Annotated in this window: 25 protein-coding genes; 11 read left to right on the top strand and 14 right to left on the bottom strand. The window is 59.7% G+C overall.

Translation table 11 applies throughout. The features are described 5' to 3' along the window. Positions 1–112: 112 nt before the first annotated feature. Positions 113–625: an RNA polymerase sigma factor gene (locus tag AFK24_RS28755; RefSeq protein WP_065836476.1), complete on the top strand. Its 513-nt coding sequence runs from the start codon at positions 113–115 to the stop codon at positions 623–625. Continuing rightward, positions 622–1,380 (top strand): anti-sigma factor family protein, encoded by a 759-nt coding sequence (locus AFK24_RS28750; RefSeq protein WP_065836475.1) that lies wholly within the window; start codon positions 622–624, stop codon positions 1,378–1,380. The genes AFK24_RS28755 and AFK24_RS28750 overlap by 4 nt, the downstream gene beginning before the upstream one ends. A 100-nt stretch (positions 1,381–1,480) precedes the next feature. Here the strand turns inward: AFK24_RS28750 and AFK24_RS28745 are convergent, their stop codons facing one another. After that, positions 1,481–2,689: an MFS transporter gene (locus AFK24_RS28745; protein WP_065836474.1), complete on the bottom strand. Its 1,209-nt coding sequence runs from the start codon at positions 2,687–2,689 to the stop codon at positions 1,481–1,483. Positions 2,690–2,794: 105 nt separating this feature from the next. Between AFK24_RS28745 and AFK24_RS28740 the strand changes: the two genes are divergently transcribed. Next, entirely contained in the window at positions 2,795–3,370 is a 576-nt protein-coding gene (locus AFK24_RS28740) for a TetR/AcrR family transcriptional regulator (protein WP_065836473.1), read from the top strand. 3 nt (positions 3,371–3,373) lie between these two features. After that, on the top strand, positions 3,374–4,663 hold the full coding sequence (locus tag AFK24_RS28735; protein ID WP_065836472.1) for a leucine-rich repeat-containing protein kinase family protein: 1,290 nt from the start codon (positions 3,374–3,376) through the stop codon (positions 4,661–4,663). Between the two features lie 134 nt (positions 4,664–4,797). On the opposite strand, the gene AFK24_RS28730 is transcribed toward AFK24_RS28735, so the two are convergent. Further along, on the bottom strand, positions 4,798–5,502 hold the full coding sequence (locus AFK24_RS28730) for a YebC/PmpR family DNA-binding transcriptional regulator (protein WP_065836471.1): 705 nt from the start codon (positions 5,500–5,502) through the stop codon (positions 4,798–4,800). A gap of 295 nt (positions 5,503–5,797) precedes the next feature. On the opposite strand from AFK24_RS28730, the gene AFK24_RS28725 reads away from it, so the two are divergent. Beyond that, positions 5,798–7,894 (top strand): type VI secretion system Vgr family protein, encoded by a 2,097-nt coding sequence (locus tag AFK24_RS28725; protein WP_139110591.1) that lies wholly within the window; start codon positions 5,798–5,800, stop codon positions 7,892–7,894. Positions 7,895–7,910: 16 nt separating this feature from the next. Here AFK24_RS28725 and AFK24_RS28720 read toward each other — a convergent pair whose 3' ends face one another. From AFK24_RS28720 to AFK24_RS28705, 4 genes are all read right to left on the bottom strand, one after another. Next, positions 7,911–8,684 (bottom strand): enoyl-CoA hydratase, encoded by a 774-nt coding sequence (locus tag AFK24_RS28720; protein WP_065836470.1) that lies wholly within the window; start codon positions 8,682–8,684, stop codon positions 7,911–7,913. Positions 8,685–8,767: 83 nt separating this feature from the next. Then, positions 8,768–9,973, bottom strand: coding sequence for an acetyl-CoA C-acyltransferase (locus AFK24_RS28715; RefSeq protein WP_065836469.1), 1,206 nt, complete (start codon positions 9,971–9,973; stop codon positions 8,768–8,770). A gap of 24 nt (positions 9,974–9,997) precedes the next feature. Continuing rightward, positions 9,998–10,765: a 3-hydroxyacyl-CoA dehydrogenase gene (locus tag AFK24_RS28710; RefSeq protein ID WP_065836468.1), complete on the bottom strand. Its 768-nt coding sequence runs from the start codon at positions 10,763–10,765 to the stop codon at positions 9,998–10,000. An 81-nt stretch (positions 10,766–10,846) separates the two neighbouring features. After that, a complete protein-coding gene (locus tag AFK24_RS28705; protein ID WP_065836467.1) occupies positions 10,847–11,935 on the bottom strand; it encodes an AraC family transcriptional regulator in 1,089 nt (362 codons plus the stop codon). Positions 11,936–12,063: 128 nt separating this feature from the next. Here AFK24_RS28705 and AFK24_RS28700 point away from each other — a divergent pair, with 128 nt between their 5' ends. Next, on the top strand, positions 12,064–12,543 hold the full coding sequence (locus AFK24_RS28700) for an LEA type 2 family protein (protein ID WP_065836466.1): 480 nt from the start codon (positions 12,064–12,066) through the stop codon (positions 12,541–12,543). A gap of 27 nt (positions 12,544–12,570) precedes the next feature. Here AFK24_RS28700 and AFK24_RS28695 read toward each other — a convergent pair whose 3' ends face one another. Continuing rightward, entirely contained in the window at positions 12,571–12,825 is a 255-nt protein-coding gene (locus tag AFK24_RS28695) for a hypothetical protein (RefSeq protein ID WP_065836465.1), read from the bottom strand. A 165-nt stretch (positions 12,826–12,990) separates the two neighbouring features. On the opposite strand from AFK24_RS28695, the gene AFK24_RS28690 reads away from it, so the two are divergent. Beyond that, on the top strand, positions 12,991–13,311 hold the full coding sequence (locus AFK24_RS28690) for a DUF883 family protein (protein ID WP_065836464.1): 321 nt from the start codon (positions 12,991–12,993) through the stop codon (positions 13,309–13,311). Positions 13,312–13,425: 114 nt separating this feature from the next. Here AFK24_RS28690 and AFK24_RS28685 read toward each other — a convergent pair whose 3' ends face one another. From AFK24_RS28685 to AFK24_RS28675, 3 genes are all read right to left on the bottom strand, one after another. Then, entirely contained in the window at positions 13,426–13,923 is a 498-nt protein-coding gene (locus AFK24_RS28685) for a hypothetical protein (RefSeq protein WP_065836463.1), read from the bottom strand. Between the two features lie 110 nt (positions 13,924–14,033). Further along, positions 14,034–14,387, bottom strand: a complete 354-nt coding sequence (locus AFK24_RS28680; RefSeq protein ID WP_065836462.1) for a hypothetical protein — start codon at positions 14,385–14,387, stop codon at positions 14,034–14,036. An 86-nt stretch (positions 14,388–14,473) separates the two neighbouring features. Beyond that, a complete protein-coding gene (locus AFK24_RS28675) occupies positions 14,474–14,713 on the bottom strand; it encodes a hypothetical protein (protein ID WP_065836461.1) in 240 nt (79 codons plus the stop codon). Positions 14,714–14,860: 147 nt separating this feature from the next. Between AFK24_RS28675 and AFK24_RS28670 the strand changes: the two genes are divergently transcribed. Together AFK24_RS28670 and AFK24_RS28665 are read left to right on the top strand one after the other, a co-directional pair. Then, positions 14,861–15,928, top strand: coding sequence for a M4 family metallopeptidase (locus tag AFK24_RS28670; protein WP_065836460.1), 1,068 nt, complete (start codon positions 14,861–14,863; stop codon positions 15,926–15,928). A gap of 43 nt (positions 15,929–15,971) precedes the next feature. Continuing rightward, positions 15,972–16,271: a protealysin inhibitor emfourin gene (locus tag AFK24_RS28665; protein ID WP_065836459.1), complete on the top strand. Its 300-nt coding sequence runs from the start codon at positions 15,972–15,974 to the stop codon at positions 16,269–16,271. Here the strand turns inward: AFK24_RS28665 and dctA are convergent. Further along, complete coding sequence (gene dctA, locus AFK24_RS28660) at positions 16,268–17,596, bottom strand: C4-dicarboxylate transporter DctA (protein ID WP_065836458.1); 1,329 nt, start codon at positions 17,594–17,596, stop codon at positions 16,268–16,270. The two genes, AFK24_RS28665 and dctA, sit on opposite strands and share 4 nt — an antisense overlap. A 201-nt stretch (positions 17,597–17,797) precedes the next feature. After that, positions 17,798–18,970 carry a mandelate racemase/muconate lactonizing enzyme family protein gene (locus tag AFK24_RS28655; protein ID WP_020289977.1) on the bottom strand — a complete coding sequence of 391 codons (1,173 nt, stop codon included), beginning with the start codon at positions 18,968–18,970 and terminating at the stop codon, positions 17,798–17,800. A gap of 120 nt (positions 18,971–19,090) precedes the next feature. Between AFK24_RS28655 and AFK24_RS28650 the strand changes: the two genes are divergently transcribed. Next, complete coding sequence (locus AFK24_RS28650) at positions 19,091–19,960, top strand: LysR family transcriptional regulator (RefSeq protein ID WP_065836457.1); 870 nt, start codon at positions 19,091–19,093, stop codon at positions 19,958–19,960. Positions 19,961–20,032: 72 nt separating this feature from the next. Here the strand turns inward: AFK24_RS28650 and pqqA are convergent, their stop codons facing one another. Then, positions 20,033–20,104, bottom strand: coding sequence for a pyrroloquinoline quinone precursor peptide PqqA (gene pqqA, locus AFK24_RS28645; RefSeq protein WP_010209364.1), 72 nt, complete (start codon positions 20,102–20,104; stop codon positions 20,033–20,035). A gap of 414 nt (positions 20,105–20,518) precedes the next feature. Here pqqA and AFK24_RS28640 point away from each other — a divergent pair, with 414 nt between their 5' ends. Continuing rightward, positions 20,519–22,474: a sigma-54-dependent Fis family transcriptional regulator gene (locus AFK24_RS28640; protein ID WP_065836456.1), complete on the top strand. Its 1,956-nt coding sequence runs from the start codon at positions 20,519–20,521 to the stop codon at positions 22,472–22,474. Between the two features lie 113 nt (positions 22,475–22,587). Here the strand turns inward: AFK24_RS28640 and aldA are convergent, their stop codons facing one another. Next, a complete protein-coding gene (aldA, locus tag AFK24_RS28635; protein WP_065836455.1) occupies positions 22,588–24,030 on the bottom strand; it encodes an aldehyde dehydrogenase in 1,443 nt (480 codons plus the stop codon). Positions 24,031–24,168: the final 138 nt, after the last annotated feature.

Here is a 24,168-nt window from a genome sequence, read left to right as displayed (position 1 = left end):
TATTCCCTGCTCCGAAATTAATTGTATAAATGGAGGAATAAACGCTGTGGAGCGTCGTCTCTCTGATCACACGCTTACCTGATCATAGTTGCAGACCGGAAACCCGCCGCCCATGAACGAGCTTGATGAACAGTTACGGGAGTTGATCCCGCGCATGCGCCGGTTCGCGTTGTCGCTGACCCGCAACCCCAGCACTGCCGACGACCTGGTGCAGGCTAGCCTGGAAAAAGCCTTGTCGGCCTGGGGTAACAAGCGACCGGAGGGCGATTTGCGCGCCTGGCTGTTTTCCATCCTGTACCGGCAGTTTCTCGACGCCCATCGTCGCTCCCGGCGCTATAGCCGGATGCTGGAGCTGTTCACCGGGGGTGGCGACGATCATTATCAGCCCAGCGTCGAGCGCACCGTGGTGGCGCAGTCCACCCTGAGTGCATTCGACCGTCTGAGCACCGAACAGCGCGCGTTGCTGCTCTGGATCTCGGTGGAAGGCTTGAGTTACAAGGAAGTCGCCGAAATTCTCGACGTACCTGTTGGCACCGTCATGTCCCGCCTGTCGCGCGCGCGTCAGGCGCTGCGCCAAATCAGTGATGGCGAAATCCTGTCCCCTGCCCTGCGGATATTGAAATGATTACCTTGCCCCCCAGCGAACACGTATTGAATGCTTACGTCGACCATCAGCTCAGCGATGCCGACCGGGCGACACTGGAAACCTGGCTCGCCGCGCATCCCGACGTCGCCTTGCAGGTCAAGCAATGGCAGGAAGATGCGCAACAGTTGCGCGCGGCCTTGAGCGGCCAGTTGCAACGCCAGGCAAATCCCGAACTGGACCCGACCTTCATTCGCCATCGCCTGCGCCGCAACCGCTATCGGCATTTCGCCACGGCAGCGGTGTTGCTGGTGGCGGTGAGTGGCGGCGGCCTGAGCGGCTGGCATGCCAGGGAAATGACCCTGAGCAATGCGACCCTGCCCATGGCCGATGCGGTGCAGGCGTACCGGATGTTCGCGGTCAACGACGACATGGCCAGCGACTGGAGCGCCGAAAAACCCAACGACGCCCAAGGCTGGCTGGACCGCAACTTTGCCCGCGCCGAGCGTCTGCCGAATATGGAAGCAGCCGGTTTCCGACCGGTCAGCGGGCGCATGACCAGCACCGAACAAGGCGCGGCAGCCATGGTCGTGTACAAGGATCGCGAAGGCCGCACCCTGAGTTTCTACATCCGTCCGCCCGGTGCGCAGCATCATCTGCTACCGCGTGGCAGCCGCCTGGATGGCGATCTGCAGGCTGACTACTGGTCGAGCGGCAGTTACAACTATGCGGTGGTTGGCGCCGCCAAAGACGAAGCGACCCAGCGTGCCCGGAAGGCTTTGCCTGAAGCGATTTGATGGGTGGTTGAGAATTTGTAGGACCGGCTTTAGCCGGGAGAACGCTCTCCCGGCTAAAGCCGGTCCTACGGAATGACGCGGTGATTCAGCAACAAACCGCTCAAGCAGCCAACCGGCGACCATTGCTGCGCTGCACCAGCAAGCTCAGTAATGCCGTCAGCGCCAGCGCAATCACCACCGCACCATAGACGTTGGTGGTGGCGATCAAGCCGAAGGTGTGCGCTGAAAACCCTGCGACAAGGGCCGGCACACAGAACGCCAGATAGCTGAGCACGTAGAACGCCGACATCAAACCCGCCCTCTCGTGGGCGTGTGCCAGCGGCAGCAGCAAGCGTAAGGCGGCGAGAAAACTTGAGCCGAAACCTATGCCGGCTATCACCGTCCCGACAAAAAACAGCCACAGCCAACCCGCATTCACTGCCGACAGGATCACGGCGACGCCCAGCGTCAGGAAGCTTGCGCCGATCCATAAGCCAAGGGTCGGCGGTCGCAAACGCAGGTTGAGGATCGCCAGTGCGCCGCTCAAGGTCAGAGATGCCACAGCTAACCCGCCGTTGATTGCCGAGGTCGAACCCGTCGCCGCCGCCAACAGCGAAGGAGTCAATGACAGGTAGAAACCGCCCAGCGACCAGGCGGCGATATCCACCGGCAACACCAGCCATAAAGTACTCCTCGCCTGGAGCGGGACATGCAGCGAAGGCTTGAGGGACTTCCACACCCCCGGCTGGCGGCTGACTGTCTCCGGCATGCGCCACAGATAGATGGCCTGCGACACAAACGCGGCCAGCAACAGGTAATACGCCAACAGCAGCGGCAGAGGCGCCAGCTCTACCAGCAAGCCTGTGCCCAACGCGCCGATGGCCATACCGAACATTGGCGCGATACTGTTGACCAACGGACCCTGTTTTTGATCGCTGTCCAGCAATGCTGCGCCCAGAGCGCTGGCCGCCATGCCGGTGGCCAGGCCTTGAAGCATGCGCGCAAGGACCAGCCAGATCACATCCGTGGCTATGATGAACAACAGCATCGAGATGATTTCCAGCAGCAAGGCGCTGAAAATGACCGGCCGCCGGCCCAGATAGTCCGACAACGAACCGACAATCAGCAAAGCAACCAACAGCGTCAGCGCATAAACCGCGAAGATCAGCGTCAACATCGCAGCCGAGAAGCCCCAGGCCTGCTGGTACAGGTGGTACAGCGGTGTCGGCGCGCTGGAGGCGGCGAAAAAGCACAGCGTGGTAAACGCCAGAAAGCCCAGGTGATTGCGACCCCGTTCGTGCATATCCGGTTTCTGGAAAGGAAGGGACATGGGTACACTCTCCACTCAAGCAAATCATTAAAGCTAATATTTAGCGTTTCCGAGTGTGCTAGCTGTCGCCGCTTAAAGCAAATACTTTGTGTTAAGGTCTGCCACATGGCTATTAAAGAAGGAATACGCACCGGCGGCCGCAGCGCCCGGGTGCAAGAGTCGATTCACGGCGCAGTGCGCGATCTGCTACGCGAACATGAGCGCGGCGACCTAAGCGTGCCTCTCATTGCGACGCGCGCTGGCGTTACCCCATCGACCATCTACCGTCGCTGGGGCGACCTGACCACGCTGCTGGCCGATGCTGCGGTGGAACGCCTGCGCCCGGACCCGCCCATCGATTGCGGCAATCTGCGCGATGATTTGCTGACCTGGACCGAGATGTACCTGGATGACATGGATTCCGCTCCCGGCCGGGAAATGATGCGCGACGTCGTAGCCAGCAACGGCGCCAGCTGTTCCGGCAAATGCATGGCGATTACCCGCGACCAGCTTCAGATCATCATTGATCGCGCGATGGCCCGTGGTGAAACCTCGCCCAGCGCCGAGGACCTGATCGATCGCGTGGTGGCGCCGACGGTCTACCGGATTCTGTACGCCGAATCCGCGCCATCCCTCACCCGCGTTCATCAATGGGTAGACGGCTGCCTGGCAGACGCCAACGCTCAAGTGGAACGTGGCTGATCCATGCACAGCCTCGAAGAGCTGCGCGCTGGCAAACTGGCCGGCATCAAACGACTGGATCTGTCCTGCGGCCTGACCGAGTTCCCGAAGGAAATCTTCGCGCTGGCCGACTCGCTGGAAGTCCTCAATCTCAGCGGCAATGCCTTGCAGCACTTGCCTGATGACCTGCATCGCCTGAAGCGCCTGCGCGTGTTGTTCGGCTCGGACAACCTGTTCACCGAGCTGCCTGACTGCATCGGCCAGTGCCGCGAACTGCAGATCGTCGGTTTCAAGGCCAACCAGATCCAGCATGTCCCGGCTCAGGCGCTGCCGCCGCAGTTGCGCTGGCTGATCCTGACCGACAACCGGATTCAGCATCTGCCCGACGCGCTGGGCGATTGTCCGGCACTGCAAAAGCTGATGCTCGCCGGCAATCAGTTGCAGTCGCTGCCCGCCAGCCTGGCCCGCTGCGAACGACTGGAGCTGATCCGTATTGCCGCCAATCAGCTTACGGAGTTGCCCGCATGGCTGCTGGAACTGCCTTCACTGGCCTGGCTGGCTTACGCTGGCAATCCGCTATGTACCGAACACGAACAAGCCGCTGTGCGGCAGATTCCCTGGCGGGAGCTGCATGTTCAACAGCAGTTGGGCGAAGGCGCCTCCGGCATCATCCAGCAGGCGCGCTGGCAAAGCCCGGAACAGCCTGACAAGGCCGTCGCACTCAAACTTTATAAAGGCAGCGTGACTTCCGATGGCTCGCCGCTCAATGAAATGGCGGCGTGTATTGCTGCCGGCAATCATCCCAACCTGATCGGCATCGAAGGCCAGATCCTTGACCATCCTCAGGCTCAGGCAGGTCTGGTGATGCAACTGATTGCGCCGAGCTTTGCCAATCTGGCAGGACCACCGAGCCTGGAATCCTGCACGCGAGACATCTATCCAGCAGATCTGCGCCTGTCCTTGCCAGTGGTTGTGCGTATCGCCCAAGGCATCGCGTCAGTTACCGCCCACTTGCACGCGTGCGGCATGACTCACGGCGATCTGTACGGACACAACATTCTGTGGGAACCCGACGGCACCTGCCTGCTGGGGGATTTCGGCGCAGCGTCGTTTCATCCGACAGCTGCCTTGGGAGAGGCGCTGGAGCGCATTGAAACACGGGCGTTCGGGATTTTACTGGGGGAGTTGCTGGAGCGCTGTGACGCCGAGGGGTCGCAGATGACGGCGTTGCGTCAGGTGCAGGCTCGGTGTGTGCAACCGGAGATTGGCGCAAGGCCAATGCTGGGCGAGGTTGAGCGGCTGTTGCAGGTGTAAATACAAACTCGTTGGAGCGAGGCTTGCCCGCGAAGGCATCAGTTCAGGCAATAGATATGTCGACTGGAATACCGATTCGCGGGCAAGTCGGAACGCCGCCCGCTCGCTCCAACAGGCTCTCTGTTTACCGCTGCTTACCCCGCCAACCCTACATAAACGTTCTGCACATCGTCATTGTTGTCGATGGCTTCAAGGAAGGCTTCGACTTCGGCCATTTGCTCATCGGTCAGGCCGTCCACGGTGCTTTTCGGGCGGTAGCCCAACTGCGCGGACTGCACGGTAAACCCGAACTCAGGCAGCTTTTTGCACACAGCGTCCATGTCGGTCGGTTCGGTGAGAAACAGCGTCGCCCCCTCTTCACCCGGCTCGCAATCCTGCGCGCCCGCTTCGATGGCGGCTTCGTCAGCATCGGCATCCGGGCTGGCAGGGACGGCTTCAATCATGCCCTGATAGTTGAAATCCCAGGAAACCGAACCCGCGGCGCCAAGCTGGCCCTTGCGGAACAGCACGCGAATTTCCGAGACGGTGCGATTGATGTTGTCGGTCAGGCATTCGACGATCACCGGGACGCGGTGAGGCGCGAAACCTTCGTAGGTCAGGCGTTCGAACGTGACGTTCTCGCCGAGCAGACCGGCGCCTTTCTTGATTGCGCGCTCCAGGGTTTCGCGGGGCATCGAGGCTTTTTTCGCCTGCTCGACCACCAGACGCAGACGCGGGTTCATGTCCGGATCAGCGCCGGCGCGTGCAGCAATCATGATTTCCTTGGACAGCTTGCCAAAAATACGACCCTTGGCATTGGATGCTGCTTCTTTATGCTTGACCTTCCACTGTGCGCCCATGCTTGCTCTCTTGATCCGATTGCGCCCTGCCCATCACAGCCACTATCGCTACAAAACACCGACGATGGCTGGGGCAAAACGCTGAAAAATTGGCTAACCGAATGAAATGCGTCGTGACTGATGAACGACGCCCGGCGCATTTTATACGCGATGGCGCCAGATGAAACCCCTGCTGTCGCGCCATTGATCGTAGCCAAGCTGCTAATGCCGCGGAAACACCTTGAAGCCAATCACCGATATTACCCTTTAGCTTGTAGTCCCTTTCCGAAAAAAGCCTAAGCGATGCCCATTGACCTTGGCATTTCGTACCCTCTGCACCCTGAATTTCAAGCTGGGAGCGCTGTGGATGTTCGAAGACAAGCAAATGCCGATAACGCTGAACCTCACCGGCAGCCCGATGGACCTGCGCGTCCTCAGCTTCACCGGCCACGACGCCCTGAACGAGCCATATCGCTTTGACGTTGATCTGATCAGCAGCAACCCGCATCTGGATATGGACAGTCTTACAGGCACCGCCGCCTGGCTGGCCTTTGGTGTCGAGCACGCAGGGGTTCATGGCCTGGTCGACGGCGCCAGGCAACTCTATGCCGGAACATGCCTGAGCCTGTATCGAATTAGCCTGGCGCCAAGTCTGCTCAATCTGGAGCAAGCCCGTCAGCGCCGCGTATTCACAGGTCTAAGCGTGCCGCAGTTGATCATCCAATTGCTGGAAAACCATGGCCTGAACCAGGATAGCTACCGTTTCGAGCAACCAGTTGGCGTGTATCCGCCACGCGACTGGTGTGTGCAGTACGACGAAACCGACTTGCACCTGCTGCAAAGGCTCTGCGAAGAGGAAGGCATTCATTTTCGGTTTGAGCACAGCCCGACCGGGCACCAGCTTATATTTGCCGACGACCCGGCCAGCTTCCCGGAGCGGCAGAGCGCGATACGCTTGCAGCGCGATGAAAGCACCGACAACCAGCCGGCCATCGGTTACCTGAGCGAACGCCTGACCATGCACGCCGGGACTGACACCCATGATCCGGTATGGCACCGCTGCAGGAGCAGCGACGCCAGATCGCTGACCACTGCGCAATCAGATGCGCAAGGTGCAACCAATCAGCCTTTCGACACGGGAACTGACACGTCAAGACCCGGAGACGAGGAAGCCCACCATCGACAGACAAGCGCTCGTACGCTGGAGCGCCTGCGTTGCGAGCGACGTCATATCCGTGGATGGAGCAGCCATTGCGCACTGACCAGTGGCCAGATCATTCAGGTTCTGGGTCACCCCGTCACGTTGTTCAACGATCAATGGCTGCTGGTCAAGGTCCGCCATTGGGGCAAGCAGCCGCAGGTTCTGGAGGGCTGCGACCCTCACGACATGGCAGGAATTCTGGGCGCGGCCGTTACTGCTGCGCACGAGCAACAGGCGCCGTGGATCGTTCAACTGTCGAGGCTGCCTGAGCTTGAGACGTTCGAGCATGGCTATCGCACCGGCTTTTGCGTGCTGCCTTGGGCAATGACATTTCGTCCTTCCTGCACCCACCGTAAACCCGGCGTACGCGGTGGTCAGCAGGTAACGCTGATGGCTGATGCGGCCGAGTTCGGCAGATCCGGTAATGCGTGGCGAGCTCCGGTACGTTACGACTGGCAGATTGCGCCGTCCTCACCGGAGGACCACACCTGCTGGGCTCTGGCAGACCTCCCCGATCTCGCCGAGGTGTCAGTCAGTGAGCTGGCCGCTGGTGACCGGTTGCTAGTGCGGCATTTCGACAGCGATCCAGACAAGCCGGTCATCTGCGGCGTCCTGGCACACAGAACTGCAGCTCGGGTGGCCGAAAGTCCGGAAACAGCAATCCTGTTGAACGGGATACATCTGGAAAAAGCTCCCGCCAACATTCATCTGAATTCCATGGACGATCTTTTGTTCGAAGCGCGGGAAGACCTGCGGCTGAGCACGGCGAAGGCGACGTTCGAGCTGAGTAGCGCAGGAATCACGATCACTGGCCCGCGCACAGTCACCCTGCAACCTTGCCTTTTACCCGAAGTCGCGCCCGCCCGATCGCCAAACACGCTGCGCTGGGAAGACGATTTGCGTTTGACCGAACATCCCGGCCTGCAAGGCGCGCCACTGGCAAACCGAATCTGGTACATCGTGTTCATGTCGATCCCAGGGCTGGCGCACTTGCCGCGACTCGAACCCCGGCATTTTCTCTATGAAGGCAGAACCGACGAGCGAGGCTATCTCGGGCTGACCTGCGCCCAGATGCGCGAGCTTTCTGCTCGCTACTGCAGAAGCCCGAAGCACCTTTGCCTGGTGCATCCCGACCGCTGCATCACGCTGCAGGACTACTTCGCGCAGAACTGGAGCGAGCAAAGGCTACGCGCGTTCATGGAACAGGACTGACGGGTACCCATCTTCCCTAACGTCCGTTGAAACGGGGCTCACGCTTCTCGATAAACGCCGCCATGCCTTCCTTCTGATCTTCCGTTGCGAATGCCGCGTGGAACACCCGACGCTCGAAACGGATGCCTTCGGCGAGGCTCACTTCAAAGGCCCGATTGACGCTTTCCTTGACCATCATCGCCATCGGCAAGGATTTTTCGGCGATGGAACTCGCCACCTTGAGGGCCTCGTCCAATAACTGCTCAGCGGGCACGATGCGCGCCACCAGCCCGGCACGCTCGGCCTCCTCGGCATCAATCAGGCGTCCGGTCAGACACATTTCCATGGCCTTGGCCTTACCCACCGCACGGGTCAGGCGCTGGGTGCCGCCCATGCCTGGCAATACGCCCAGTTTGATTTCCGGCTGACCGAAGCGCGCGTTATCTGCGGCCAGAATGAAATCGCACATCAATGCCAGCTCGCAGCCGCCGCCCAGGGCAAAGCCCGCCACTGCAGCAATCATCGGCGTGCGCCGGTTCGCGACCCGGTCGCTTTGCGCGAACAAGTCGTCGAGGTAAATTTGCGGATAGACCAGATCGGCCATTTCCTTGATGTCAGCCCCTGCGGCAAATGCTTTGGCGGAGCCGGTAAGCACAATGCAGCCGATGTTGCGGTCACTGTCGAGCGCATCCAGCGCGTGGTTCAATTCACTGATCAGCTGCGCATTGAGGGCGTTCAGCGCGTTCGGCCGGTTCAGGGTGATCAAACCGACCCTGCCTCGAGACTCTAATAAGATAGTTTCATAAGCCATTGATATATATCCATTTTATTAAAATTAGGCAAATTACATAAATAACTTCAAATACATCACGCAAGCTTATGATTTATATGACTTTATATAACATCTATCGCCATGGCCGTCGCCTCGCCGCCACCGATGCAAATCGCCGCTACGCCCCGCTTCAAGCCCTTTTGCTTCAGGGCGTTGATCAGAGTGACCAGGATGCGGGCACCGGACGCGCCAATGGGGTGGCCCAGCGCGCAAGCGCCGCCATGCACGTTGACCTTCTCATGAGGCAACTCCAGCTGGCTCATGGCGACCAGCGTGACCACCGCAAAGGCTTCGTTGATCTCAAAAAGGTCGACGTCACTCAAAGACCATCCAGTACGGCTGAGCAATGCCTTGATGGCGCCAATCGGCGCGGTGGTGAACAGCCCCGGCTCGTCGGCAAACGCCGCGTGGCCATGGATCACGGCCAAAGGCTGCAAGCCACGACGTTGCGCCTCGGAGCGGCGCATCAACAGCAATGCCGCTGCGCCATCGGAGATCGAGCTGGAGTTGGCCGCGGTCACGCTGCCACCTGGGCGGAACGCGGGTTTAAGGGTCGGAATCTTGTCCGGACGCGCTTTGGGCGGCTGTTCGTCCTGGGTGATTTCCCGTTGCTCCTTGCCTGCCGTCACGTGCAGGGGGACGATTTCCGCGTTGAAATAACCGTTATCGGCAGCCGCCTGGGCACGAGTCAACGAGGCAATGGCGAAGGAGTCCTGGGCTTCACGGCTGATGCCGTTGGCCTCGGCGCAGTCTTCAGCAAAAGTGCCCATCAGCCGACCGCGCTCATAAGCATCTTCCAGTCCGTCGTAGAACATGTGATCGATCACCTGACCATGCCCCATGCGATAACCGCTGCGGGCGCGATCCAGCAAATACGGCGCGTTGGACATGCTTTCCATGCCGCCGGCAACGATGACCTCGGCGCTGCCGGCCAACAGCATGTCATGGCCAAGAATCGCGGCCTGCATGCCGGAGCCGCACATTTTGTTCAAGGTGGTGCACAGGGTCGAAGTCGGCAGCCCGGCGCCCAACGCGGCTTGTCGCGCAGGTGCTTGACCGATCCCGGCAGACAGCACACAACCGAACAGCACCTGCTGGACATCGGCCGACGCCAGCCCGGCGCGTTCGACGACCGCACGAATGGCCACAGCACCCAGTTGCGGGGCCGTCATGCTGCGCAGATCACCTTGAAAGCCGCCCATCGGCGTACGAACCGCACTGACGATCACCACCGGATCATCACGAGTTGCGGGATTATTCATAGACATGATCAAACTCCTGAGTCTGATTGCTCATTTGGCGGCCATGCGCAGCGCGCCATCCAGGCGGATGACCTCGCCGTTGAGCATGGGGTTTTCGATGATGTGCCGCACCAGCGCTGCATATTCGTCCGGCTTGCCCAGCCGTGGCGGGAATGGCACGCCCGCAGCGAGGGAATCGCGCACTTGCGCGGTCATGCCGGCCATCATCGGCGTTTCGAAAATGCCGGGGGCAATCGTCATGACCCGAATGCCGAAGCGTGCCAGTTCCCGGGCTGCCGGCAGAGTCATGCTGACGATTGCGCCCTTGGACGCCGCGTAGGCGGCCTGACCGATCTGTCCGTCATAGGCCGCCACCGATGCGGTATTGATGATCACGCCGCGCTCGCCGCCCTCGTTCGCCGTGCTTTCGGCAATGACCGCCGAAGCCAGGCGCAGCAGATTGAAGCTGCCGATCAGGTTGACGTCGATGACGCGACGAAAGCTCTCCAGGTCATGCACGCCTTCCTTGCCGAGGATTTTTTGCGCACCGACAATTCCCGCGCAGTTGACCAGCCCGTGTAACTCACCGAACGCCGCCACCGCCGCAGCCATGGCTGCCTGGACCGAATCTTCCCGGCTGACATCGGCCACCACTGCGTGGGCGCGCGCGCCGAGTTTGTCACGTTGCACAGCCAGCGCCTCGGCATTGAGGTCCACCAGCATCACCCGCGCGCCCGCCTCGATCAGCATCTGCGCGGTCGCCGCGCCCAGTCCGGATGCGCCGCCGCTGACGATGAATGCCTTGTCTTGAATGTCCATGAAACCTCGCTATCTCGATTTTATTCTTGGAATAACCGAAATAGTCGCGCCGTCAGCAGGCGCAGGCAATGGTCAAAGCATTCAGTCTGGATGACTGGTTTGGTCAATAGCGACTACGGCTTCGCAGCCAAGCATCACGCTGCGGTAGTGACCGGGATTGGACCCGGTCCATTTGCGGAAGGCCTTGTAGAAGGAACTGGTGTCGGCAAACCCCAAGCGCGTGGCGATGGAGGCAAAGCTCAACGTCTCTTCGGCGAGCCAGTGAATGGCCAGCTCTTTGCGTACGCTGTCCTTAAGACCTTGATAACTGTGGCCTTCGTCAGCGAGACGACGACGCAGGGTCGATGCGGACATGCCCAAGTGCCTTGCCAGCGCTTCAGTGTCCGGCCATTGCTCGGCGGGCAGCTCGTGCAAGTCATGACGAATCCGGATAGACACACTCTGCGGGTCGCGATACTTGACCAGGATGTTGGCTGGCGCCCCGGCGAGGAAACGCCGCAACTCAGCGGCCGAGCGCTTGATTGGCAAATCCAGGCAATCGGCGGCAAAGATCATTCGCGAACAAGGCCGCTCGAAACGCAGGTTCTCACCGAACATCACCTTGTAGTCGTCGATGAAGGCTGGCGCCGTACAGCGCAATTCGATGGCGAGGATAGGAATACGCCGCCCGCTGAGCCAGCAGGCCACGCCGTGCACGATCATCCAGTAGGTGAAGTAGCTGAATGCCCTGCCCGGCGCGGTTTCGCCTTCATCAAGGACGATTTCTGCCACGCTGTGCTGGCGGATCAAACGGGCGCCGAACCGCTCCAGCATCAGGGACAGAAAACTCAAGCCCGACTCAAGCCCGGCGGCGACGGTGAGCTGGGCCATGGACGAACGACACAGAAATTCCAGGCTGCCCTGGCGTAGACGTCTGGCGTCCATGCCGAAAAACTCATCGTCACAGGCCTGCGCCAGTGCTCGCCATAACGCTGCATAGGCTGTAGCCGGGACTCGTGAACCTGCGCGGGTCAACAGATCCGCAGCGATACCGACAGTGTCCAGTAAGCGCGACCGAGCCTGGGCGCTCAGGCCGCATTCCAGCAATGCCTCGCGCACCAACTCAATGGCAATACTGTCTTTTTCAACCGCGACAGACGGGGATGCATGAGCAGTTTTGAGGTTATCCATCCAGGGATCGCCAAGCTACGATCTGCGCAGCATACGGCCCATGTCTGCGGAAAACGAATCTCTATGGTCAATTGCGGTCTGACGGAGTAACGCAACGTCGCCTGCTTGTCACCCTTGGAGCCATCTGGATGCCCTTACGTCCCTTTCGTACCTTGCTGGTCAGTCTTTTACTGCTGGGTGTCTCGGCATGCGCGCTGTTTCCCAATCGTGACCCGCTCAATATCAACGTGGTGGGCATCGAGCCTTTGCCTGGTCAAGGCCTTGAAGTCCGCATGGCGGTCAAGCTGCGCCTGCAGAACCCCAACGAAACGGCTATCGAGTACAACGGCGTCGCGCTGGACCTGGACGTCAACGGCAAGCTGCTGGCATCGGGAGTCAGCGATCAGCAAGGCACCATCGGGCGTTTCTCCGAAGCCGTGCTGGTGGTTCCGGTCAGCGTTTCCGCCTTCGCCGCATTGCGCCAGGCAGTTGGCCTGACGCAAACCCAGAGCCTGGATAACCTGCCGTATACGCTGCGGGGCAAACTGGCTGGCGGCGTATTTGGCACCATGCGCTTCAGTGACAGCGGCACGCTCAACCTGCCGCACGCGGAAGACGGCAGCTGGTAATCCGCGAGACAACGCGGAAGTTCGGACTTATTTGCTGGTGGCCACCAGGCGATTCACTTCACTGCGGACCATGTTGGCGTATTCCGGCGGGCTCATGGTGTCCAGCTCCGAACGCACCCACTCAGACCATTTGCCCTTGCGTTTGGAACGTTCGCCGAACAGACGAGCGGCGTCGCCTTTGGCCTTGCCCAGGTTGCTTTGCCACAAATCGAACAGACGGGATTTTTCATCTTCGAGTGCAGCACGCTCAGGCAGAGGCCGGTTGGCCAGATTGAAACTCATAACGGTCACCTGTGACTAAAAATCGGCTGCATCTTACACCCGTCACGGATAAGTTCCGGGCAAATTCGACGAGCGAATTGCGATACGTCATACAAACCGCTGCAACTTTTCCGTAGGCTCAAGACTCCATTGCTCACTGTTGTCATCAATTGGAAGGAAATCATCATGGCTCGTAAAACTGCTGCCCAAAACACTGCAGAGCAAATCAAGGATCAGGCCTTCAGCGAACTTCAGGCGCTGATCGAAGAATCCGACAAATTGCTCAAGGACAGCGCAGCGCTGGTTGGCGAAGACGCAGAATCCCTGCGCGCGCAGCTGAGCCTGAAGCTCAAACAGGCTGCGGAATCGGTATCGAGTGTGCGTGAGCGCACCAAGCCGGTGGTTGAAGCGACCGAGACCTACATCGGTGGCCATCCATGGCAGACCGTCGCGATTTCCGCAGGTTTCGGCCTGGTGGTAGGTCTGTTGCTGGGTCGTCGCGACTGATCGACCTGTGTTCGATCCGCATTTGCGAACACTGAATCTGCACTGTGGGAGCGAGCTTGCTCGCGAAGCGTCCTGAGATCGCCTCGCCAACAAGTTGGTTCCTGCAACACTCGATCAGCTATGCAGCGGCACCAACGCCTGCAACTGCTTGGCGAAATAATCCGCGGTAAACGGCTGAGCGTCCGACTCCTTCACGCCGATCCGCTTTTTCTCAAGCCACTGCGTACCCTGCGCAGGGTCCTGACAGCTCAGTGTCACCACTTCCTGGGCATGCACGCTCAAGCCTGTAGCGGCAACCGACACTGAACCTTTGGCACCCATGGCATCCGGAATGAACGCAACCTGGCGTCCAGCGATGGTCAGCGTCATGCGCTGCGTACGGAATGGCGAGTTTTCGTCGGGATAACCTTTGCTTTGTGCCAGATGTGGCTCGTATTCCACGGTGATCTGGCCACCCTCGATCAAAGGTTTCAGCCACGCTTCGATCTGCTGGTACAGCGCTACGATACTGGCCTCCCATTGCGCGAGGCCGGTATGGAACTGCTGATGCTTTTGCTCTTCATTGCGTTGATTGGCGCTCAGCAACTCGCCCAACCGTTGAATTTCGTCCATAAAAGCGTTTCCCGGATTCACGCGTCGATTGATTCGAGCGCGTAAACCGAGGGTGGCACAGCGGCGGTTGAGTGTCGCGGTTCATTTGTCGCAGATCGGGCGGGAACCGATCACTGGACGCGTTCGATCACCACCGGATCAGCAAACCGGTGAGCCTTGGTGATTTTGGCTTGCAGCAGCGCCAACTGTTCCTCGGCTTCCTGCTGGGTCTTGTAAGGGCCGATCAGCAATTGCTGCTTGCCCTCGATGGTCACCAGAAATGGCGCATAGCTGCGCTCAAGCAACCAGGCACTGATATCACTCAGGGCCTCTCTCGCGTTGAGCTGGATATTCCATTGCACGCTTGTGCCTGGGGCGATTTGCTCGGTCTGAGCTGCCTGAACCTTGGGAGGCGGTGGCGGGGTTTTGCCGACATCACAGCCGCTCAGGGCCAGAGCTGCGATCATTATTGCCATCTTGCGCACGTCTGCTTGCTCCTCGTCTGAAGTGGCGGGAGTTTATCACCCTGTCACTGGCAGCGAGGCGTCAAAAGGCCAGAATGGCCGTGCAGTCAACAGATGAGTGTATCAATAAGATTCTGTCCGACGACGACACCCGCATGGCGGGCCTCATCGACAGACTCGTAGCCCAGCCGACAGATAACGGTCGGCATGGGTGTCTGGCACGCCATCGTGACCGTGACGTGAATGATGAATTCAGCGACTTCCTTGACGCCCAAAGGGCAAACAACCAGAACTTCGATCACCTGCCCACGATAAACGTTGGAAAACGTCTTGCGAGGCATATCCATTCGAATGTCTCTTTTAATGGAGTGAACTCTTTTGACATGCAAAACGCCCATTTGTTATTTATATCTCGCCGAACCAGCCAACGGTAGGAACATCAGAAGACCTGACGTTGCCAAACTGGTTTATCCGATCCGGGCAGGGGTTTGCGCATGTGCACTCGACATTCCATCCATTGCTTCATTCCGCCGTACATCATGGAACACATGGCTCAGTCGCCTCACGAGCGTGTCAGAGCGTTGGCAATCACCAATCTGGCCAGCGGCGCAGCGTTCGTCGCGTTCCGCATGTCGGCGCAGGCGATGCCGACCCTGCTTGCGCAAAAATCCCCGGACGGCAAGAAAAACCGCCTGATCTACGACGCCAAGGGCACCAATTCCCTGCCTGGCACCCTGGCCCGCGCCGAAAACCAGAAGGCCACCGGCGACGCCGCTGTTGACGAAGCCTACGATGGCTCCGGCGACGTCTACGATTTCTATGAGCAGCTGTTTCAGCGCAATTCCCTGGACGGCAACGGCATGACACTGGTTTCAACCGCACACGTCGCGGAGGTAGATTTCCAGGGCGAATTCGTGCCGATGAATAACGCCTTCTGGAACGGCCAGCAAATGGCCTACGGCGACGGCGACGGCATCGTTTTCAAACGGTTCACCGGCAGTCTGGAAGTCATCGGCCACGAGTTGACCCACGGCGTGCAATCGTTCACCAGCAACCTGACGTATCAGGGGCAATCAGGCGCGCTGAACGAGCATTTCGCCGATGTGTTCGGCATTCTGATCCGGCAATGGAAAGAAGGCACCGCCGTTGAAGATGCAAGCTGGGTGGTCGGTAAGGAGTTACTGGTTCCTGCGCCCACCCGTCGCGGCATTCGCGACATGGAAAACCCAGGCACGGCCTATGCCAACGATCCGGAACTGGGCGATGATCCGCAGCCAGCAACCATGGCCGGGCTTTATACCGGGCCAAAGGATAACGGCGGCGTGCACATCAACTCGGGGATTCCCAATCGAGCCTTTGTATTGACGGCCAAGGCGCTGGGGGGCAATGCGTGGGACGTGGCAGGCAGGATCTGGTACGAAACCATGCTGCAACTGCACAGTTCAAGCCAGTTTGACGATTGCGCGAGGATTACGGTGCAAGTCGCCGGTAACAAACGCTACGGCGCTGCTACGAAAAAAGCGGTGAAGGCGGCGTGGAAGAAGGTCGGGATTACCGTGTGACCTGCCCTGCCCGACCCACCCGAACATTTATGGGAGCGAGATGATGAAAGTCTGTTTCGTACAGTCAGGTGGCATCGTTGGAGCCATCAAAAGCTGCGAGGTGAACACCTCCAGCCTTGAGCAACCCGAGGCCGATCAACTCCGGCAACTGGTCCGGGACAGTGGCTTGAACCAGTCCTGTAGCTTCGTTTCGGATCAAGCCAGGGATCTGAAGCAGTACGAAATCACCATCGAAGACGAGTCCAACCCGATTTGCATCGTCTTCGACGACCAGAACGTCCCGGCTTCAGCCCGCACCTTGCTCAGTTTCCTGATGCAGCGGGCCAAGCCGGGTGGGCTTTAAGTGAGATCTGACCGCCGAATGACCGGGTCCGGTACCACGACCGAGGTTGATGCCTTGCCTTTCATGGCTGCGATTTCCCGCATGGCCTTGGCCTGATCGAAGGATCCATCCCACTTGGCGATGGCAATGGTGCCGATCCCGTTGCCGATCAGGTTGGTCACGGCCCTGGCTTCGTTGAGGAAGCGGTCAACGCCCAGCAGCAATACCAGACCGATCAGCGGGATGTCGTGGATGACCGACAGGGTCGCCGCCAGCGTCACGAAACCTGCACCCGCTACCCCCGCTGAACCCTTCGAAGTCAGCAGCAATACGCCCAGCACTACCATCTGATCCCACATCGTCAGCGGTGTATTGGTCGCTTGTGCGACGAAAATCGCCGCCATGGTCAGATAGATGCAGGTGCCGTCGGAGTTGAAGGTGTAACCGGTGGGTAGCACCATGCCGACCACGGATTTCTCGCAGCCGAGCTTCTCCAGCTTGACCATCATGCGCGGCAGCACCGCTTCGGTGGAACAGGTGCCCAACGTAACGAGGATTTCATCCTTGAAGTAGCGCAGGAACTGCATCAGCGGCAAGCCAGACCAACGCGCGACGCTGCCCAGCACCACGACCACAAAGAGCAGCGTTGTTACATAGAGCGCCACCAAAAGCTGACCCAAGGACAGCAAGGTGCCGATCCCGTATTTACCGATGGTAAATGCCATACCGGCACCCGCGCCCAACGGCGCCAGGCGCATGACCATCGCCACGATCCGGAACAGGCTTTGCAACAGCATGTCTATGATATTGACCAGCGGCTTGGCCGGCGCGCCGATCTGCACCAGCGCAACGCCCATTAATACCGAGACCAGGATCACTTGCAGCATGGCGCCTTTAGCGAATGCATCGAACAGCGTGGTCGGAATGATATTCAGGAAAAACTCGACAATCCCGCCTTGCGCCGCCGCAGCCTGGGTATAGGTATTGATCGCGGTACCGTTGATGGTGTTGACGTCGATATTCATGCCCACGCCAGGCTTGAGAATGTTCACCACCACCAGGCCAATCACCAGCGCCAGGGTCGACAACACTTCAAAGTAGATCAGCGCCTTGGCACCGATGCGCCCGACTTCCTTGACGCTGCCCATCTTGGCGATGCCGACCACCACGGTGCCGAAAATGATTGGCGCCAGGAGCATTTTGATCAGTTTGATGAAGCCGTCGGCCAAGGGTTGCAACCTGGCGCCGATATCCGGAAGGAAAAAGCCGATCGCGCCACCAATGACGATGCCGATCAGCACTTGTACATACAGTTGGCTGTACCAACGTGTCGAAGCCTGTTCCATGAAGTGCCTCACTTTTGTTGTTGTATGAGGGAGCTTTTGAAAACGTTGTTGCTAACCGATCAAGGCCCGTAGGAGCGAGGCTTGCCCGCGAATCGTAGTTCCACTCGACGCGTGTATCGCTTGAGCCGACATCTTCGCGGGCAAGCCTCGCTCCCACAGAAAATTGCGTTTAATCAGTTGGATATGCGTATTGCCCCGAGATCACGCCCGTTCGCCCAGCTCACGCATCACGGCATACAGCGCGGATTTGGCTTCGAAGCCCACGCCCGGGATGTCCGGCAGGCCGACATAGCTGTTCTCGACCTTGATGCCGTCGGCAAAACCGCCGAAAGGCTGGAAGACGTCCGGGTAGGATTCGTTACCGCCCAGATGCAGGCCGGCGGCGATGTTCAGGGACATCTGATGGCCGCCGTGAGGCACGACCCGGCGCGACGACCAACCCAGTTCGGTCATGACGTCCAGGGTGCGCAGGTATTCCACCAGGCCGTAGGACAGCGCGCAGTCGAACTGCAGGAAATCACGATCAGGACGCATGCCACCATGGCGCAACAGATTGCGCGCATCCTGATGGGAGAACAGGTTTTCACCCGTCGCCATTGGCAAATCATAGTGATTGGCCAGTTCGGCTTGCAGGGCGTAGTCCAGCGGATCGCCCGCTTCTTCGTACCAGAACAGGTTGTAAGGCTTGATCGCCTCGGCGTAGGCAATCGAAGTCTTCAGGTCAAAACGACCATTGGCGTCCACCGCCAGGCGTTGACCGTCGCCGACCACTTCCAGCACCGCCTCAATGCGCCGCAGATCTTCATCCAGCGGCACAGCGCCGATTTTCATCTTCACCACGTCGTAGCCACGATCCAGATAGCTCTGCATTTCGGCCTTGAGCTTGGTCTGGTCCTTGCCGGGATAGTAATAACCGCCCGCCGCGTAGACCCAGACCTTGTCATCGGCCACGCCGTTGCGATAGCGGTCAGCCAGCAGGCGATACAGCGGTTTGCCTTCGATTTTCGCCACGGCGTCCCAGACAGCCATGTCGATAGTGCCGACCGCCACCGAGCGCTCACCGTGGCCGCCTGGCTTTTCGTTGGTCATCAGGGCTTTCCAGATGGCGAACGGATCGAGGTTGTCATGTTCCTTGTCGATCAGGGTTTCCGGATCGGCTTCCAGCACACGGGCCAGGAAGCGGTCGCGCATCAAAGCGCCCTGGCCGTAACGACCGTTGGAGTTGAAGCCGTATCCGATCACCGGCTTGCCATCGCGAATGACGTCAGTGATGACGGCTACGACCGAGCAGGTCATTTTTGAAAAATCGATGTAGGCGTTGGCGATGGGCGATGCGATGGAAACGGTCTTCTCGCGAATGTCGACGATGCGCATGGGGCGACTCCTCTTTGCGGCTGTATTGTTATGTGTTTGCCCGGCCACTCTAGAACTGGACGATTCGACGCGGCCAATGCTAAAAGCTGGACACCTCATGCACGAACGGCATCACTACTGATGGAATTGGTCTGGCTGGAAGATTTCAGTGCGCTGGCAGAGAGCGGCAATTTTTCCCGCGCTGCCGAGTTGCGCCACGTCACGCAACCGGCATTCAGCCGCCGCATTCGCTCGCTGGAAAACTGGGTCGGCGTCGATCTTTTCGTGCGTACCACCCACGGCGCGACCCTCACCGATGCGGGCAAGCACATGCTGGCGAGCGCGCAGGAAATGACCCGGCGCCTGCATCAGATGCGGCAGGACACCCGCGAAGTCGCCGGCAAACAGGAGCGCACCCTGCACTTCGCGGCCACGCACTCGCTGTCGTTCACCTTTTTCCCGGCCTGGGTGCGCGCCGCCGAACGCGGCGGGCCTATCGAGGCAGTCCGGCTACTGTCGGACAGCATGACTGTCTGCGAACAGATGCTGCTTCAGGGTCAAGTGCAGTTTTTACTTTGCCATCACTATCCTGATGCCCCACCGCGCTTCGCATTGGGTCAGTTCCAGTCCAAAGTGGTCGGCAGTGATGTGTTGCTGCCTTTGCAGGCGGCCGAGGCTGATTCAAGTCAAACCGGCAGTTCATTGCCGCACCTGGCGTACACGTCCGAATCCGGTCTGGGTCGAATCGTGGCGGCGCGGCTGCTGGGCGAAACGAAGCCGCCGGAGCTGAACACGATCTTCAGTTCACACCTTGCGGCTGTGCTGCTGTCGATGGCACTGGAAGGCAAAGGCTTCGCCTGGCTGCCGCGCACGCTGGCAGACGCCGAAGTCAGCGCTGGAAAGCTGCAACGGGCCCTTGATGAACACTGGGACATCCCGGTGCAGATCCGCCTGTTTCGTCCCATCGCCCGCTTGAGTGACTTCGCCGAGGAGTTTTGGGCGAAGTTGTAGGATCTTGTAATTCAGATGGAAAAAGGCCTCGCCAGCACAGAACTGACGAAGCCAGGGGACGCAATTTGCCGATCAGCGGCTGGCAAAGTACATGGTGACTTCGAAGCCGATGCGCAGATCGGTGAATGCAGGTTTGGTCCACATAGACGAATCTCCTGAGTTGCGCCGGAATAGCCCGGCAAGCCAGTTATACACGTCGCAATCCAGGCTGCAAGCTGGGCGCCAGAGGCTCTGGCACGGTCTTCGCAACACCCGTTGCGCACTACTCGCTACACCTGTTGCAGCCTTGGGCCATTCGTCGCAGGCCCGTTTTTCCACCAGCAACGCGTCAGGCGCAGAGCAGACGCTTTCTCCCTCCGGCGCGTGCGACGGTACAACTATTGCTCTGTTTTCAAGTCCATGGAAAAGACAAAAATATTTTTTGTAACCAGCGGTATTTGTTACAAAAGACTAGAGTCTGAATGACTGAAACATTAGCCGCAGCCTGTTCTGCTCCAGAACGACAACAATAATCATGCGTTCCGCGCAACGTCTGGCGGAGCCGCATTCGGAGTCTTCATGTCCTTGCAACCGAGCCTGCCCCGCCCCGCCGACCTGAACGCGTTCATAGGGGATTATTTCCCTGATCGCAACCTGCCCGCCGACGGTCTGATCGTCCAGTCGTGGTATCGCAGCGTCATCGAGCACGGCTTGCAACCTGCCGGACGCGCGACCAAGGTCATGCTCAGCGCAGCGGAAATCCATCGGCATCAGGCCTTCAATCAGGATTACCTGTCCATCGCCGGCCAAGGCGTCAGCGGGCTGGCCGAACGGGTCGGCAAGGCTGGCTTCGCCGTGCTGCTCAGCGACGAACACGGGATTACCCTTGACTCGCGGGTGCCGCCGGGGGCCAGCGCCTACGCGGAATCCGGTCTGGTGATCGGCGCACGCTGGGATGAAGCGCTGGTGGGCACCAACGGCATCGGCACCGGCATCGCCGCACGCACGCCTTTGATCATTCACCGCGATGAGCACTTCCTGCGCGCCAACGACCGCTTGAGCTGCTCGGTATCACCGATCTTCGATTCGCTGGGCAATCTGCGCGGTTGTCTCAATGCCTCGTGCCTGAACAGCGGCGGCCCCAAGCAGGCGCAATACCTGACCCTGCAATTGGTCATCATGTACGCCCGGCTGATCGAGAACGCGTACTTCAGGCACAGCCATCGCAACACCTTGAGCCTGATGATCAAACCCTGCGAGGCGTTCAGCGATCTGGCCAATGAGCAATTGCTGGCCCTCGACGAGCAAGGCCAGGTGATCGGTGCCAATCGCGCCGCGTTCGTCGAATACGAATCCACTCACCGCGGGCCGCTGTTGGGCCGATTCCTCAAAGACCTGCTGCCGGTGCACAGCGTCGAAGAACTGCTGCGCCTGTGCAACGGCGGCGCCAACGGGGTGCGGCTCAATACCGGCAAGGGCCAGCTGGAGGTCGGGCTGCGCATGCCGGCCCAGCTGCGCGCCCCGGCCAAACGCGAAACCCCGGCCAGCACGCGCGTGGTGCAGCATCCGCCGACACTGGAGCGCCTCAGCGGCGATGATCCAGGTTTACAGCAAAGCGTTGCCCGGCTGTACAAGCTGCTGGATAAAGATCTGCCCATTTTGATCAATGGTGAAACCGGCACCGGCAAGGAAGCCTTCGCCAGGGCGATTCACCACGCGAGCTCACGCCGCTCCGGGCCTTTCGTTGCGCTGAACTGCGCCGCGATTCCGGAAACCCTCATCGAAAGCGAATTGTTTGGCTATCGCAGCGGCAGCTTTACCGGTGCCAACAAGAAAGGCATGAAGGGCAAGCTGGAACTGGCCAATGGCGGCACGCTGTTTCTCGACGAGATCGGCGACATGCCCGCACACCTGCAAACCCGCTTGCTGCGGGTTCTCGCCGAGCGGGAGATTTCACCATTGGGCGCCGACGCACCGATTGCGCTGGATATTCAAGTGGTGTCGGCCACGCACCAGGATTTGTCGGCGATGATCGACAACAAAGTGTTCAGGGAAGACCTATTCTATCGGCTCAGTGGCATGACCTTGCGCCTGCCGGCCCTGCGTGAGCGGCGTGACATCGACAGCCTGATCGACGACGTGTTGACTGACCTCGCAGGCGGCGAAGCCTGCAGAATCGACGCGCAGGCAAGAAACCTGCTGCGCCGGTTCCCTTGGCCCGGCAACATCCGCCAACTGATCAATGTATTGCGCTACGCCTTGGCATTGGCTGACGACGGATACATCGACAGCGCCTGCCTGCCGGTGGAAGTCTTGCAGCCACGCAGCGCCGAGTCCGTGGCGAAGCCAATGCTGCCGCCAAGCCGCGACCTGGCAAGTCAAGTCGCCGGTGATGAGGGCCAGCGCCTGAGGGAAGCATTCAAACGGCACCAATGGAACATCACCGCCGTGGCCGAAGAACTCGTCGTGGCCCGCTCGACGCTGTACCGCAAGATGAAAAAACACGGGATCGTGCAGCCGAATCTGGTGATGTGATCAGTTGGAGCGAGGCTTGCCCGCGAATCGGGCGCCTCGGTAGGCCAGACCCACCGCGTTATCATTCTTCGCGGGCAAGCCTCGCTCCAACGGTTTGATGAGACCAGCAGCCATCAAATCTGCAAATAAACCACATGCGTATGGGTGAATTCATACACCCCATGCTTGCCGTCCGCGCCGCCGATGCCGGATTTGCGCACTCCGGCGTGGAAGCCTTGCATCGCTTCAAAGTTCTCCCGATTGATGTAGGTTTCGCCAAAGTCCAGCTCGTTGCAGGCACGCATCGCCGAGCTGAGGTCTTTGGTGTAGATCGATGAGGTCAGGCCGAACTCGCAGTCATTGGCCAGGGCAATGCCTTCGTCCAGATCGTCGATGATCTGAATCGGCAGCACCGGTCCGAAGATCTCGTGGCGCATGATCTCCATCGCTTGTTGGCAACCGGCCAGCACCGTTGGCTGATAGTGGAAACCCTGACCATTGCGGTCAGCGATGGATCCGCCAGTGATGATCTGCGCACCGTCGCCCACGGCGGTCTTGACCATCTGCGCGACCTTGTCGAGCCCGGCCTGATTGATCAGCGGCCCCATGTCCAGATCGTCTTCGGCCAATGGATCGCCATAGCGCGTCGCCGCCATAGCTGCGCTGACCTGGTCGATAAACTGGTCGGCGACTTTGCGCTGCACGTAAACCCGCTCGGCGCAGTTGCAGACTTGCCCGGTGTTGATCACCCGCGAAGCCGTGATCGCTTTCACCGCCAGGCCCAGGTCGGCGTCAGCCAGGACAATGGCTGGCGCCTTGCCGCCCAGTTCCAGATTGAGTTTGGTGATGTTGCCCGCCGCAGCCGCCATGATCCGCGACCCCGTGGCGACGCTGCCGGTGAAGTTGACCATGTCCACCCCGGCGTGGCTGCTCAGCGCACTGCCAACCGTAGCGCCTTTGCCGGACACAATGTTCACCACGCCTTTGGGCAGATCGGTTTCAGCGAGCAAACGGGCAAACTCGAAGCAGTTGATCGGGGTTTCTTCGCTGGGCTTGATGACGATGGTGTTGCCGGTAATCAGCGCCGGGGCCAGCTTGCGAGCGATGAGGAAAAACGGGAAGTTCCACGGCAGAATCCCGGCAATCACGCCCAACGGCTTGCGGAAGACGAAGATGTTCTCGCCTGGTCGGTCGCTGGTGAGGATTTCCCCTTCGAGGCGACGCCCCCACTCGGCCATGTAATCCAGATAGTCGGCGGTGAAATTGACTTCCACCAAGGCCAGCCCGAGCACTTTGCCCTGCTCGGCGGTGATGATCCGCGCCAGGCGTTCGGCGTTGTCGCGGACCTTGCTGGCGATGCGATGCAGATAGCCTGCGCGTTCATTGGCCGGCTTGCGCGCCCAGCCTTTTTGCGCAGTGCGCGCGGCGGCGATGGCGCGCTCGACTTCCGACAGGCTGGTCTCGGGCACCGAGCCCAGCAACTGGCCGTTGGCCGGGTTGAACACTTCGATGAGGTTATCGTTGGGCGCAAAAGCGCCGTCGATGTAGCTTTGGTAGATGGGCAGTGATTCGTTCATAGTGAGTTTCTCTGCTCTGTCTCGGTTGTTTGTTGGTATTGCAGCGCACTGACTCCGTTGGAGCGAGGCTTGCCCGCGAAGAGGCCGGTATATTCACCAGATTTTCTGGGCTTGAGTTATTGCCTTCGCGGGCAAGCC

It is taken from the genome of Pseudomonas syringae (assembly GCF_001698815.1).
Classification (GTDB): domain Bacteria; phylum Pseudomonadota; class Gammaproteobacteria; order Pseudomonadales; family Pseudomonadaceae; genus Aquipseudomonas; species Aquipseudomonas syringae_A.
The sequence above is the reverse complement of the archived record's forward strand: the minus strand, read 5'-3'. Positions and strand labels throughout refer to the sequence as shown.